General features: G+C 67.3%; 9 protein-coding genes. 2 read left to right on the forward strand and 7 right to left on the reverse strand.

From position 1 onward, the window contains the following. Positions 1-8: 8 nt before the first annotated feature. From U1739_RS09305 to U1739_RS09330, 6 genes are all read right to left on the reverse strand, one after another. Positions 9-740: a TIGR02186 family protein gene (locus U1739_RS09305; RefSeq protein ID WP_332707944.1), complete on the reverse strand. Its 732-nt coding sequence runs from the start codon at positions 738-740 to the stop codon at positions 9-11. A gap of 35 nt (positions 741-775) precedes the next feature. Next, on the reverse strand, positions 776-1,690 hold the full coding sequence (locus U1739_RS09310) for a sulfite exporter TauE/SafE family protein (RefSeq protein WP_332707018.1): 915 nt from the start codon (positions 1,688-1,690) through the stop codon (positions 776-778). Between the two features lie 189 nt (positions 1,691-1,879). Next, positions 1,880-2,158, reverse strand: coding sequence for a hypothetical protein (locus U1739_RS09315; protein WP_332707021.1), 279 nt, complete (start codon positions 2,156-2,158; stop codon positions 1,880-1,882). 377 nt (positions 2,159-2,535) lie between these two features. Then, positions 2,536-2,910 (reverse strand): DUF6180 family protein, encoded by a 375-nt coding sequence (locus U1739_RS09320; RefSeq protein WP_332707024.1) that lies wholly within the window; start codon positions 2,908-2,910, stop codon positions 2,536-2,538. Positions 2,911-3,319: 409 nt separating this feature from the next. Continuing rightward, positions 3,320-4,327 (reverse strand): hypothetical protein, encoded by a 1,008-nt coding sequence (locus U1739_RS09325; protein WP_332707027.1) that lies wholly within the window; start codon positions 4,325-4,327, stop codon positions 3,320-3,322. After that, positions 4,324-5,757, reverse strand: coding sequence for a glycosyl transferase family protein (locus U1739_RS09330; protein WP_332707030.1), 1,434 nt, complete (start codon positions 5,755-5,757; stop codon positions 4,324-4,326). The genes U1739_RS09325 and U1739_RS09330 overlap by 4 nt, the downstream gene beginning before the upstream one ends. A gap of 109 nt (positions 5,758-5,866) precedes the next feature. Between U1739_RS09330 and U1739_RS09335 the strand changes: the two genes are divergently transcribed. Beyond that, complete coding sequence (locus U1739_RS09335) at positions 5,867-11,611, forward strand: alpha-2-macroglobulin family protein (RefSeq protein WP_332707033.1); 5,745 nt, start codon at positions 5,867-5,869, stop codon at positions 11,609-11,611. A gap of 198 nt (positions 11,612-11,809) precedes the next feature. Further along, on the forward strand, positions 11,810-13,885 hold the full coding sequence (gene pbpC, locus U1739_RS09340; RefSeq protein ID WP_332707946.1) for a penicillin-binding protein 1C: 2,076 nt from the start codon (positions 11,810-11,812) through the stop codon (positions 13,883-13,885). A gap of 171 nt (positions 13,886-14,056) precedes the next feature. Here pbpC and U1739_RS09345 read toward each other — a convergent pair whose 3' ends face one another. Then, entirely contained in the window at positions 14,057-14,563 is a 507-nt protein-coding gene (locus U1739_RS09345; RefSeq protein ID WP_332707036.1) for an RcnB family protein, read from the reverse strand. Positions 14,564-14,592: the final 29 nt, after the last annotated feature.

Here is a 14,592-nt window from a genome sequence, read left to right on the forward strand (position 1 = left end):
GCCGGCGCTTAAAGGCGGCGCGCGACCCAGCCGGCCGCCCAGCCGAACAGCACCGACAGGCCCACCGCGACCAGCCCGTAGAGGATCGAATGATTGTCCGCCGAGCGCGCGACGAAGCGCTCGAAGCCCGATTTGCGGATGTCGATATCGCGCGTCGCCGCTGCCAGCACGCGGCCGTCGCGGATCAGGAAGGTCTCCGCGGTGAAGCGCCCGACCGGCACGCGCGCGGGAATCGTCACGCGCGCGCGGTACAGCACGCCATCGGTGATCTCGACCGCGCCCGGCGCTTCGTAATACAGGCCGGAGCGGCGCTTGAGATCGACCAGCCCGCGCGCGAAGCGGTCCTGATCGGCCGGCGGCGCGTTGCTCGCCGGCGACAATTGCAGCGAATCGAGCCCGATCTCGTAGATCGCCTGGGTGCGATCATCGACCAATTGCTTGATCGGCCGCGACGACGCGATGGCATAGAAACTCGGCGCCGACCGATAGCTCAAACGCGCGGCATTGACCCAGATGCCGGCGACCTTTTCCTTTTCGCGCACCAGGATCGATTGCACCGGGCCCTTGACCACGATCACGACATCGGTCGGTTTGGCGTCGTCGGGCAAGCGCCCGCCGGGATAGAGGATCGCGCCGAACAGCAGCAATTCCGCGCCGGTGAAGCTGTAGGCAATCTCGATTTGGCGCTGCGATACGTCGGGCACCAGCACCGGCTTGGGCGCCGGTTTGCCCTGCGCCATCAGCAATGGCGCGAGCAGCAGCGCCAGATACCGATTCACGACAGTTCAACCGAATAGATTTCGTCCGGCCGCCAGCCCAGGCCGATCGCCACGCGCAAGCCGACCAGCAGCACGATCACGGCAAGCGCGAGGCGCAGATATTCCGGCTTCACCTTGTTGGCGAAACGCGCACCGACCTGCGCGCCGACCACCGAGCCGAGCAGCAGCAACCCCGCCAGCACGATATCCACGGCCTTGGTGGTCAGCGCATGGACCATCGTCGCGCTCGCCGTGACGAACAGGGTCTGGAACAGCGAGGTGCCGACGACGACCTGCGTGCCCATGCCGAGCAGATAGAGCATCGCCGGGATCATCACGAACCCGCCGCCGACACCGAGCAGGATCGTCAGGATACCGGTGAAGAAACCGAGCAGCAGCGGCGCGAGCGGCGAGATGTACAGGCCGGAGGCATAGAATCGCGTGCGGAACGGCAGCGCCGCGACCAACGGATGATGCCGTCGCTTGCGCGGTCGCGGCGGCCGGCCACCGCGCGTGGCGAGTATCGTCGTCACTGATTCGTGCGCCATCAGGGCGCCGATCGAGCCGAGCATCACGACATAGAGGATCGCGATCACCGTATCGATCTGCCCGCTCGCCTGGAGCAGCCGGAACAGCCAGGCGCCGGCCAGCGACCCGACGATGCCACCGGCGACCAGCACGCCGCCCATCTTGAAATCCACCCCCTGCCGCCGGACATGCGCGAACACGCCGGACACGCTGGCCCCGGTCACCTGGCTCGCGCCCGAGGCGGCGGCGACGGTCGGCGGGATGCCGTAGACGATCAGCAGCGGCGTGGTCAGGAACCCGCCGCCAACGCCGAACATGCCCGAGAGCATGCCCACCCCGCCGCCGAGCAGCACGATGACGATCGCGTTGACCGACAGATTGGCGATGGGCAGGTAGATGTCCACAGCCCCGGCGTTACCGCGAAGTCGCGCGGGGCGGAAGCGTTAGCGCGTTGTGGGGGCGGTAGAATCCACGCGCATCGACGGCACCGGCTGTGGCTTGTGGGATCGATCGTGATCGGCCTGAAGTTCGGGAAGTGCGGCCCGCCGGGCTTGATGTCGCATTTGCCATGCTCAACGTCGGAAAGCGGGTGGTTAGCTGCCTTTGGCTGAAGGTGTGTGAACGACGTGGATGTCGAAATAATATCCTGCCAGCAATACCGAGCCTGCGAACAGGAAAGCCAGACACATCATCCGCGTCACACTGCGATCGCCCTCTCCGTTCCGGTTCGTCACTATGTCGGGAAAGAGCGTGCCAAAAGCACCGAAGCCGGCTGCAATCCATGCGGCAAACACGCCTCGCGACGAGTGAACATGACCAGGGCTGCCCTGCTCCAGACACCCGCTCAACAGAACCACGACGAGGACAGCCAAAGCGGATCGCGAAATAATCATCCGGCGACTATAGCTGCAGTCATTGAAGAAACTGGCACACGCTTCGTCCTCTTTTGGGTGTTAGCCGACCGGCATTCGTCAGCCACGTGCCAGGCACAGCGCGGCGGCAATTAGGGTTTCGGTCGGCGCCTGAGAGGGCGGCCGTATCCGTTAAGCCTAACTTGTATGGCGATGGCCGCGATTGGGCGCCTCCTGATCGTCCGCTGGCAGGGTCCGCTCTGCGATCGTGAACGGCATGGTCTTGGTGCTAATTGGACGGGCTTTAGGAGAGAGATCGACGATAGCTGTCTTACTGCAGCCGAGACGTTCGCCTGCAAACGATCCGAAACGAGAGACAGGTCGAACGGATCGTCGCCCTATTTGATAGCCGCCTTCACTGCAGCAAAAGCGCGGTCGGCATATTGACCCACCACTCCCTTTTGGGCGCGGTAGTCGATCCCCTGCACTACACTTACCGTTGTGTTGCCTACGGCGATGCATTGTACAACGAAGGCGCCAGCCCCCGCGCGGCCGCCCTTCACGATCACAAGCTGGCCTGGGAAGCTTTGCATATCGACGCTCAGCTTCGATCGACGCGCAACCTGCGCCACCGTGTTCCCACAGGTCGCGAGGCTAAGCCGCGCCGTCGGTGTTCGCTCAACATGGTATGTAAGGTTGAAGTCGCTGCCCTGCGATAGGGCAGGTGAAGCGAGACCAAGACAGGCAAGGGCAATCGGCAAACTTACTTTCATCTTCGACCTTTCATCGGGCATCGCTTCACGGACTGAACATGGCGAATGCGGCCGAGGGTGACAATTGGCCTCGGGGCCTCTGGCAGCGGTGAAGGGTTATTTCGTCGCGTTCTAAGCTCGCTTCAAGGTCTGCAACGTGTGCTTAGCCAACGTTATAGATCGCGAAGCAGGCCGTACTTCCGACAATTGGCCCTGATGTGTTGCTTACCCAGACGCCGTCAAAGCGCCTCCCCAGAAGCTCGGTGCTGCATCGCGTATATGAAGGCCCGGTTCAGGCAGCGCGAGAGCCAAGCCTAATGACCGACTGTCGGCGATCCCTGAGCCGTCATGCCGGCTTGAGGGGTAACGACTTACGATGGTTCAGCGCCACCGCTCTCGTCCGGCTCTCGCGTCGATTCACCCCAGCGGCTCAAAAATCAGCCCCCATCGTCACCACCGGGCCCGAGCCCGGCGCGGCATTGCCCGCCACGCGCTGGCGCCAGTCCAGCGACACGCGCACCGGCTGCCGGCCAAGCGGCACCGTCGCCGATAGCGAGGGGCCAAGATCGAGCCGCGTCGCGCCCTTCTGCGCCGCCCCCCAGGCGCCGCCGCCGAGATCGAGCCGCGTGCTGCCCAGCCGCACGATCGGCCGTGCCATGCGCACCGCGCCATCGGCATAGCCCTCGCCGCCATCGCGGCCGATGATCCCGGCCTGTGCATAGCTTTCCAGCGTGAACCCCGCCGCTATCGGCACCGGCCCGACCCCGCCGACCGCCGCCAGCGTCGGGCCGCCGCGCCCACCGCCCAGCGCGAACCGGTGTTCGGCGACGAGCCGCACCGGCAGGCGGGTGGGTTGCCATTCCACGCCGAGCGCCAGTTCGCGCATACCGTCGCCAAGCGGCGAGCTCGCGCGCGCGGCCAGCGCCAGGCGCCGGTTTTCGGTCAGCGCATAGGCCAGGCGCAGCCCGGCTTGCGAGCCGCCCAATTGCGCGACGGGGATGCCGTTCGCGGCCCCGCTGCCGCCCCGCACGAACAGCCAGGCGCTGCCGAACAGGCGCGAGCGCGCCGCCGTGGCGGGGGACAGGGTGGCGGGCAGGCCGGCGACGATGCCGGGCGGTGACGCCTCGACGGGACGTTGCATGACCGCCGGCATCCGCGGCGCCGGGGCGAGCCTCGCGACAGCCGACGGCGCGATGGCCGTAGTGACCAGCGCGGGTGGTGTGTGCTGCACGGCTGCTGATCTGGTCGAATAGGCCTGCGGCACAGCAACGCTTGGGGGGCGGAGCAGCTCGGCGGGTGCGGCCGCGATCGATCGCGGAATGACCGCGCGCTCCGCCGCCGCGACGGCATCGTGCGGCCACAGCATGACGGCGCGGACACCGATCCAGCCGCCTATGATGATGGCCAGGAAACGCAGCGGCCGCCCGGCGCCGGTCACCGCACATGCTCCGCGAGATGCTTGGGGAACAGATGGTCGGTCTTGTCCCAGCGCGGCGCGGCGCCCCGCAGCATGCCGACATAGCGCAGCAGCGCGCGCTGCGCCGCGACCATCGCGACGATGTTGCCGACGAACGCGCGCGGCACCGACCAGGCCGCCTGGCGCTTGCCATAGGTCCGCCAGGTAAAGGCCGCGCGCACGCTTAGCCGCCATAGCAACAGGCTGGCATTGACGCTGAGCAAGGTCGGCAAGGGTTCGATGAGCGGCGGGATCGAGACCCCGCTGGCGCCGTGGAGCGCGGCGCTCAGCAGCCACAAGGTCGCCGCAAGATAGGCGGCGACCAGCACCAGCACCGCCAGCGGGGCGCGGCGATCGCGCATGCGCATCCAATGGTCGCGCCAGTCGCGCGCGTGGCTCCAGCCGATACGGTCCCAGCCGGCCAGGGCGATGCCGATCATCCAGCGTGTCTTCTGCCGGATCGCGGCCTCCAGTTGCGCAGGAAAATAGGCGCGCACCGCCACCGGCAGGCCGCCGGGCGTTTCGGCAATGCGCGCGAATATGCCCGTCCCGCCGAGCGCGGCGATCTGCAGGCCGAGTTCGTAATCCTCGGTCAGGCTGACGCCGTCGAACGGCGCGCCGCCCCGCGCGGCAGCGATACGCCCGAGACAAGCGCGCTCGATCGCGCAGCCGACGCCGGCCAGCGGCAGCCCCGCGCCCAATGCCTGGCGCACGACCAGCGACTTGCCATGCATCTCGGCAAACTCGTCGGCATAATGGCCCGAGATCAGCCGCGCCGCGGGATCGACCAGCGGCAAGACGGGCAATTGCACCACCCAATGGTGCTCGATCAAGGCATCGAAGATGCGCAATTCGCCGGCATGCACGACGTCCTCGGCATCGTGCAGCACGATCGCCTTGGCGCGCACGCCGTCCGCCGCTTCGTCGCGCAACAGCGCGCGCCAAATGGCGTTGAGGCAGCCCGCCTTGGTCGTCGGCCCGGGCGCGCTGCCGATCACCAGCCGGATGCGCGCGTCGCTTTCGGCGACCGACGCGACCGCACCGATCGTGGCGGGATCGTTTAGATAGCAGCCGACATAGATGCGGTAATCGGGATGATCGAAGCGCACCAGCGCGGTGCGCAGCATCGCGCCGATCACCGCGGATTCGTCCCACGCGGCGACGAACACGGCGAGGCGACCGGGGCGATCGGCGACCGGATAATCGGCCAGCGTCTCGCCCGGGCCGGCGCGCGTCAGCAGGCGGCGGCCGCGGTGGAGCAGATAGACGAGATCGATCGCAAAATCGTCCAGCCCGCCGATCAGAAAGCCGATCGCGGCGAACAGCATCGCCTCGCGCGAGACGATGTCGACGACGGCAATGACATCCCCCCAGCCGCCCATCGCCATCCCCTGCGAGTCGCGTCGGGCCATTGTTTCGGATGCAGCGGTGTTGCGCAAGGTGGCGCCGCGTGCGGCAAACGGTGCTGGACTTGGGCTACGCAAAGCCTCTAGCCTCGCGCCGTTACGGGGGAGTGATCACATGAAGCTCGCATTGCGTGTGGCGCTGCTCGCGCTGGCCATCGCGCCGGTCGCGGCGTTTGGCGATAATTCCCCGCAAGTGATCATGGCCACGCCCGGCATCGGCGGCGGCGCGATCGAACGTTTTACGGTGCGCTTCAGCCAGCCGATGGTCGCGCTGGGCGATCCGCGCGCGACCGGGCCGTTCGACGTCACCTGTGCAGTGGCGGGCAAAGGTCGTTGGGTCGATCCACAGACCTTCGTGCATGACTTCGATGCGCCGCTGCCCGGGGGCACGGTGTGCGAGTTCAAGATCAAGGACGGGCTGAAGAGCGTCTCGGGTTATGCCGTGACCGGCCAGCAGAGCTTCAAGGTCGATGCCGGCGGGCCGGTGGCGCGCGCGGTGCTGCCGGCGCAATATGATGGCGAGATCGAGGAGGATCAGGTGTTCCTGGTCGCCGCCAATCTGCCGGCCACGCGCGCCTCGATCGCCGCCAACGCCTATTGCGCGGTGGACGGCGTGGGCGAGAAGATCGCCGTCGACGTGCTGCCTGCCGATCTGCCGGGCAAGTTGCTCGGCGAGCTCGGCACGACCAGCTGGAACGTGCGTAGCTTCCTGGAGAGTGGCGGGTTGCCGGCGACCATTCCGGCCTCAGCCGAGGACCGTACGAAGGCGCTGGCCGGCGTTACCGCGCTCAAATGCCGCCGCCCGCTGCCTGCCGGGCGCGAAATGGCCTTGGTGTGGGGCGCGAACATTGCCGGCGCGGGGGGCAAGATCGCCGGCGCCGACCAGCGCTTCGATTATACCGTGCGCAAGCCGTTCACCGCGCGGTTCGAATGTTCGCGCGTCAATGCGCAGGCGGGCTGCTCGCCGGTCGAAAAGGCCTATGTCCGCTTTAACGCGCCGATCGCGCTGAGCGCCGCGCAGGCGATCAGCATCACTACGGCCGACGGCAAGACGATCGCACCGGTGTTCAGCGACGAGGAAAAGAAGAAGGCGACGATCAGCGACATCAGCTTCGCCGCGCCCTTGCCGACCGCGACCACCGCCAAGCTGACGATTCCGGCCGGGATCAAGGATGAGAGCGGCCGCCCGCTGTCCAATGGCGAACGCTTTCCGCTCGATGTGCGCTTCGACGAAGCGCCGCCGCTGGTGAAGTTCGCGGCGAATTTCGGCATCGTCGAGGCCAAGGAAGGCGGCGTGCTGCCGGTTACCGTGCGCAATGTCGAAGAGGCGTTGCAGGGCAATAACCTTGCCATCGACGGCCAGCGCCTGCGCGTCGACGGATCGGACGGTGCGGTCGCGCAGTGGCTGCGCACGGTCGAGAAGGCCGGCGAATATGCCAGCCATACGATCAAGCGCGGCGGCGAAGACGTGACGATCAACGATACCGGATCGAAGCCGATCCTGGGGGCGGGGCAGGGCGGCGGCAATGGCTTCAAGCTCGGCCTGCCGGGCAAAGGCAAGCAGTTCGAAGTGGTCGGCGTGCCGCTGACCAAGCCCGGATTCTATGTCGTCGAACTGGCCAGCCCGGTGCTCGGCCAAGCGTTGCTCGGGCGCAAGGCGCCGCGTTACGTCGCGTCGGCGGCGCTCGTCACCAACATGGCGGTGCATTTCAAATGGGGCCGCGAGCGCAGCCTGGCCTGGGTGACGTCGCTCGATACCGGCAAGCCGGTGCCCAATGCCGAAGTGCGCGTCAGCGATAGCTGCTCCGGCCGCTTGCTGGCCAAGGGCGTGACCGACAAAGCCGGCGGACTGTTCGTGCCGCCGGGCCTACCCGAAGTGCAGACCTATGGCAGCTGCGACGAGGGATCGACCACGCCGCCGCTGATGATTTCCGCGCGCGCCGGCGACGATTTCAGCTTCACGCTGACCAGCTGGAGCGACGGCATCCGGCCGTACGATTTCGATCTGCCCTACGGCTATGACGATCGCAGCGAGATCCTGCACACCGTGTTCGATCGCGCACTGGTCCGCCAGGGCGAGACGATCCACATGAAGCATATCGTGCGCAAACCTTTGGGCGAGGGCTTCGCCATGTCGCCGGCGTTCAGCGGCACATTGCGCCTGTCGCATCGCGGATCGGATACGCAGTTCGACATGCCACTCAATGTCGACGCCAACGGCATCGGCGAATCGACCTGGACCGCGCCGCAAGGCGCGCCGATGGGCGATTACGATGTGCAGGTGATCGTTGGCGAGCGGACCATCTACACGTCGCAATCGTTCAAGGTGGACGAGTATAAATTGCCGACGATGCGTGCCAGCGTCACCGGGCCGAAGGAAGCGGCGATCCGGCCCAAGTCGCTGCCGCTCGACCTGTTCGTCGGATATCTCTCCGGCGGTGGCGCGTCCAATCTCGCGGTGGATCTGCGCGTCGGCTATTTCGGGCGCACGAGCACGCCGGATGGCTATGAAGCCTATACGTTCGGCGGCGATGCGGTGGCCGAGGGGGTTAAGCCGCTCAACGGCGATGGCGAGGAAGACACGACACCCTTGCCGCCGACGCAGACCTTGCCCGCCACGCTTGGCGGAGACGGGACCGCGCGCAGCACGATCGAGGTGCCGCAAGGCATCGACTCCAATGCCGATATGCTGGTCGAGATGGATTATCAGGACGCCAATGGCGAAGTGCTGACCGCCTCGCGGCGCATTCCGATCTTCACCTCGGGCGTGCAATTGGGCGTGAAGACCGATGGCTGGCTGATGAAGCAGGACGATCTGCGGCTGCGCTTCGTCGCGCTTGATACCGAGGGCAAGCCCAAGGCCAATCAGAAGATCTCCGTCGCGCTGTACAGCCGCCAGGTGCTGACCGCACGGCGCCGGCTGATCGGCGGCTTCTATGCCTATGACAATCAGATGCGCACGGCCAAGCTCTCGGGCAGTTGCACCGCCACCACCGACGCGCAGGGCCTAGCGCAATGCGCGGTCGATCCCGGCGTGTCGGGCGAGGTCTACGCCGTGGCCACGACCGAGGACGCCAATGGCAATATCGCGCGCGCGACGCGCAGCGTGTGGCTGGCGGGCGACGACGATTGGTGGTTCGGCGGCGACAATGGCGATCGCATGGACATCGTGCCCGAGAAAACCAGCTACAAGGCCGGCGAAACCGCGCGCTTCCAGGTGCGCATGCCGTTCCGCGATGCCACTGCGCTCGTCACGGTCGAGCGCGAAGGCGTGTTGTCGAGCTTCGTCACCGAACTGTCCGGCACCGATCCGGTGGTCGAAGTGAAGATGCCGGGCAGCTATGCGCCCGACGTGTTCGTCTCGGTCATGGCAGTGCGCGGCCGCGTGCAGAGCGGCTTCTGGAGCTGGATGACCAGTATCGGCCAGAAGATCGGCCTGACCAGCGGCCCGCCGATCAGCGAACCGACCGCGTTGGTCGATCTCGCCAAGCCCGCCTACCGCCTGGGCATCGCCAAGGTGAAGGTCGGCTGGGAAGCGCATCAGCTGCAGGTCGCGGTCAAGGCGGACAAGCAGCGTTACGCCGCGCGCGATACGGCGCAGGTCGATATCCAGGTGAAGGGCCCGGACGGCAAGCCGGCCGCCTCTGCCGATGTCGCCTTCGCCGCGGTTGACGAAGCGCTGTTGCAGCTTGCGCCCAACGAATCGTGGGACGTGCTGACTGCGATGATGGGCGAACGCTCGCTATCCGTGCTGACCTCGACCGCGCAGATGCAGGTCGTCGGCAAGCGCCATTACGGGCGCAAGGCGGTCGAGGCCGGCGGCGGTGGCGGCGGCGATCTCTCCGGGCTGAACCGCGAGAATTTCCAGCCGGTATTGCTGTGGAAGGGCCGCGTCGCGCTCGACGCGCAAGGGCGCGCGCGTGTGCCGGTGGTGCTGTCCGACGCGCTATCGTCGTTCAAGCTGGTGGCGATCGCCACCGATGGCGCGCAATTGTTCGGCACCGGCATGGCCAGCGTGCGCACCGCGCAGGACCTGTCGATCTTCGCCGGCATGCCGACCTTGGTACGCTCGGGCGACTATTATGCCGCCGGCTTCACGCTCAGGAACGGCTCGGACAAGCCGATGAAGGTCACCGCCAGCGTCGACGTCTTCCCGCGCATCGCACAAGGTAAGCCGCTGACCGTGACGATCCCGGCCGGCGGCGCCGCGCCGGTGGCGTGGAACCTGACCGCGCCGGGCAATGTCGCTGCCTTGCGCTGGCAAGTGAAAGCGGTCGCCGATAACGGAAAAGCGAGCGACCAGATCACGGTGAGCCAGGACGTCATCCCGGCGATCCCGGTCGAAGTGTGGGCGGCGACGCTGACGCAAATCGGGCCGAACAGCACGATCCCGATCGCGCGCCCGGCCGGCGCCCTGCCCGGCTGGGGGACGGTGGATATCCGGCTCGACGACACGCTTGCCCCGCCACTTGCCGGCGTGCGCGCCTATATGGCGGCCTATCCCTACACCTGCTTCGAGCAGCGCTTGTCGACCGCGGTGGCGCTGGGCGATGCCGGGGCGTGGACGCGGCTGGCGGGCGAAATGCCGACCTATCAGGCGCCGGACGGGCTGTTGCGCTACTGGCCGTCGGACAGCCTGACCGGATCGGAAGCGCTGACCGCTTACGTCCTGTCGCTGACCGCCGATGCCGGGCTGCCGATCCCCGAGGGACCGCGCGGGCGCATGATCGAGGCGATGAAGGCCGTGATCGACGGGCGGCTGCGCCACGAAGATTATGGCGACGTTCGCCTGCAGCGTGTCGCGGCCTTGGCGGCGCTGGCGCGGCAGGGTGCGGCGACGCCGCAGATGCTCGGCCAGATCGGCATTGCACCGAACGAGATGCCGACCGCGACGCTGGCGGATTACATCGTCGCGCTCGATCGCATCGTCGGCCTCGCCAACGCGCAGGCGTTGAAGACCGCGGCCGAGAATACGTTGCGCACGCGGCTGGTGTATGAAGGCACGCGGCTCGATCTGTCCGACCAGAGCAATGCCAGTTGGTGGCTGATGTCGTCGGGCGACGAGGCGGCGATCAAATCGGTCATCGCCACACTCGGCCGGCCGGGCTGGCAGGACGATGCGCCGAAGATGATGGTCGGCGTCAGCCTGCGCCAGCAGCGCGGTCATTGGGACACGACCACCGCCAATGCCTGGGGCACGATCGCGGCGCGCAAATTCGCCGGCCTGTATCCGGCCAGCGCGATCCAGGGGCCGACGACCTTGTCGCTGGGCGCGCAGACGATCGTGAAGTCATGGCCGCTTGCAGCGGACCAACGCCAGGCGAGCTTCCCGCTGCCCGCTGGTCAGACGCCGCTGCGTTTGTCGCAAGCGAGCGGGCTCGGGCCCTGGGCGATGATCGCGGTGTCCGCCGCAGTGCCGCTGCAGCAGCCGCTGTTCGCCGGCTACAAGATGACTAAGAAGGTCGATGTGGTGCAGGCGCGCAATCCCGGCACGCTGACGCGCGGCGACGTGCTCAAGGTGACGATCACGGTCGAGGCCTCGGCCGAGCGCAATTGGGTGGTGGTCAGCGATCCGATCCCGGCCGGCGCGACGATCGTCGGCGATCTCGGCGGGCAATCGTCGATGCTGGCGCAGGTCACCGGCACGGACGGCGTGCAGCCGAGCTATGTCGAGCGCAAGCGCGAGGCGTGGCGCGGCTATTTCGCCTGGGTGCCACGCGGGTCGTTCACCGTGGCGTACACGATGCGGCTGAACGGTGCCGGGCGGTTCAGCCTGCCGCCGACGCGGGTCGAGGCGATGTATTCGCCGGCGATCCGCGCGCAGGTGCCGAATGCGCCGGTGACGGTGGCGCAACGGTGATGTGTGGACGTGGGTGACTCTTTTCCCGGTGATGAGGGAGCCGCTGCAAAGTCCGTCATCCCAGCGGAAGCTGGGATCTCAGGCGGCAAAGACGGGACAGGAGCCGCACGAGACCCCAGCTTTCGCTGGGGTGACGGATGGGGACGGCTGCAGAATTTTCGCGTCCGTAAGGGGCCGGCGGCGCTTGCGGCTTTAGCGCTGGGCCTGCTCGCCTTCGCCGGCATCGATTACGCAACCCTTCCCCCACCGCTCCCGAGTTACGCACAGACGCGTGCCGGCTGGCATCCATCAGAGGCCTGGCTGTACGACCGCCATGGCCAGCTGATCGATTCCGCGCGCGTCGATTTCGCCGCGCGCCGGCTGGCCTGGACGCCGCTCGATGCGGTCTCGCCGGTCACGCGCGAAACGATCGTGGGCGCGGAGGATCGGCGGTTTTATAGCCATGGCGGGGTCGACACCCTCGCTATGCTCGGTGCGCTGCGCGATCGCATTCGCGGCAAGCGCCATCGCGGCGCGAGCACGCTCTCGATGCAGCTTGCCGGCTTCCTCGCCCCCGATCTTGCCGCGCCGGGTGCGCGTGGCTGGTGGGACAAAATTCGCCAGATGCGCGCCGGCTGGGCGGTGGAACGCGGCTGGAGCAAGGACCAGATCCTCGAAGCCTATCTCAACCTTGCCGGTTTCCGCGGCGAAGCGCAGGGGATCGGGGCGGCGGCCCTGGGCCTGTTCGGCAAGACGCCGGACAGCCTCGCGCGCGACGACGCCGTGTTGCTCGCCGCCTTGCTGCCGGACCCGCAGGCCCCCGCCGCTACCGTCGCGCGCCGCGCCTGCGCGATGTCGCGCAGCCAGGATTGCACGCGCTTCCCCGGCGAGGCGGCGTCGATGCTCGGGCCGGCGCGCAGCCTGGCGCTCGATCCTGGCCTTGCGCCGCATCTTGGGCAGCGGTTGCTGCTCAAGGCGGGCATGAAAGTGACCACCACGCTCGACGCACGGGTGCAGCAGGCGGCGATCGTCGCGCTCAAACGCCAGTTGCAGGGGCTGGGCGGGAGCCGCGCGCGCGATGGCGCGGTGGTGGTGGTAGACAATGCCAGTGGCGACGTGCTGGCCTATGTCGGCGGAATCGGGGGCAATTCCACGGCCGCCGCGGTGGATGGTGCGAACAGCTATCGCCAGGCCGGCTCGACGCTCAAACCCTTCCTCTACGCGCAGGCGATCGAGCGCGGCTATCTCACCCCGGCCTCGATCCTGGACGATTCGCCGGTGCAGCTCGACACGGCGTCGGGCCTGTATGTGCCGCAAAATTACGACCATGCCTTCAAGGGGCTGGTTTCTGCGAGAAGCGCGCTCGCCGGGTCGCTCAACGTGCCCGCGGTGCGCACGCTATTGCTGGTCGGGGTCGAGCCGTTTCGCGACCGACTGTGGGACAGCGGCTATCGAGGCCTTACCGAAGACGGGCAATATTACGGCTTCAGCCTGGCGCTCGGCTCGGCCGAAGTGACCTTGCTCGAACAGGCCGACGCATACCGCGCGCTGGCCAATGGCGGGCAATGGACGCCGCTGCGCCTCACCGCAGACGCGCCGCGTGCCGCGCCACGCCGGGTTACCAGCACGCAGGCGGCCTGGCTCGTCTCCGACATGATCGCCGATCCCAATGCGCGTGCCGCGACGTTCGGGCTGGATAGCGCGCTGCGTCTGCCGTTCTGGGCGGCGGTGAAGACCGGCACGTCGAAGGCGATGCGCGACAATTGGTGCGTCGGCTATTCCGATCGCTACACCGTCGCGGTGTGGGTTGGGAATCTGGAGGGCGATCCGATGCGCGCCGTTTCCGGCACCAGCGGCGCGGCGCCGGTGTGGCGCGATCTGATGCTGGCATTGCATGCCGGGCGGGCCGGCCAAGCGCCCAGGCGGCCGGGCGGGATCGAGCAGCGCCTGGTCAGCTTCGGCGGCGGGATCGAACGCGCGCGGCCGGAATATTTTCTTGCCGGCACCGGTCAGAGCCAGATCGCTGCCGCGCCTGCAGCGGCGCGGCGCCCGCGGATCGTCAATCCCGTATCGGGCAGCGTCTATGCGCTCGATCCGGATATCCCGATCGAGCGGCAACGCTTGGCAATCGGCGTGTCGGGCGAGGTGACGGCGCATCGGCTAATGCTCGACCGCCGCGATCTGGGGCCGGCGGATGCGCACCCGCTGGTGCTGGCGGGGCCGGGCAAGCATCAATTGCGGCTGATCGATCTTGCCGGGCGGGTGATCGACCAGGTCGTGTTCACGATTCGCTAGCGCCTGCCCTTCCCAATCCGTCATCCCAGCGCAGGCTGGGAGCTCAGGCGGCAAGCGCAGGACAGGAGCCGCGACAGACGCCAGCTTGCGCTGGGGTGACGACGTAAAGAGGAAGCGAGGGCAGCAAAAAACCCGGGCGGCTCGCGCCGCCCGGAAGTGACTACCGGGAGCTTACCAGTAGAAGTTGCGGATCACGTCCATAACGATGCCGCGGCGGGTATCGACCAGCAGCACGTCGTTATAGTGGCGCACCCAGCGCTGGTTGTAGCCAACGTTGCGCAGGCGATAGCGACCCGGATCGGTGATGTAGTAACGCGAACCGTAATAACGCGGCGCGATGCGGATGCCGCTGCGGAACTGCGTGTAGCGGAACGGCGCGCGCCAATTGCCGCGGGCATAGACCGCACGGTTGTTGTTGCGATAGCCGCGCCAATCGTCACGCCCGTAATTACGGTTGCGATCGCGCCGGTCTTCGCGCAGCTCCTGCCGCGCTTCACGCACGTCGCCGCGCTCGTCGCGGATGTCGCGCCGGTCGCCGCTGCGCTGGGCGCGGTTCAGCTCGCGCTGTTCCTGGCGCAGGTCCTGTTGGCTACGGCGGACTTCGCCCTGCGATTGCGCGCTGGCGATGGCGGGGAACGCCATGGTCGCCATCAGCGCGGTGATGATCAGTTTACGCATCTTCATCTCCATTCATTGCCCGGTGGCCT

The sequence above is a fragment of the Parasphingomonas puruogangriensis genome (assembly GCF_036663635.1).
Lineage (GTDB): Bacteria > Pseudomonadota > Alphaproteobacteria > Sphingomonadales > Sphingomonadaceae > Sphingomonas.

Excerpts from the sequence above, each read along its gene's own strand:
- U1739_RS09305 (WP_332707944.1), bottom strand. The coding sequence starts at position 740 with ATGGCGCAGGGCAAACCGGCGCCCAAGCCGGTGCTGGTGCCCGACGTA.
- U1739_RS09320 (WP_332707024.1), bottom strand. The coding sequence starts at position 2,910 with ATGAAAGTAAGTTTGCCGATTGCCCTTGCCTGTCTTGGTCTCGCTTCA.
- U1739_RS09330 (WP_332707030.1), bottom strand. The coding sequence starts at position 5,757 with ATGGCCCGACGCGACTCGCAGGGGATGGCGATGGGCGGCTGGGGGGAT.
- U1739_RS09335 (WP_332707033.1), top strand. The coding sequence starts at position 5,867 with ATGAAGCTCGCATTGCGTGTGGCGCTGCTCGCGCTGGCCATCGCGCCG.
- U1739_RS09345 (WP_332707036.1), bottom strand. The coding sequence starts at position 14,563 with ATGCGTAAACTGATCATCACCGCGCTGATGGCGACCATGGCGTTCCCC.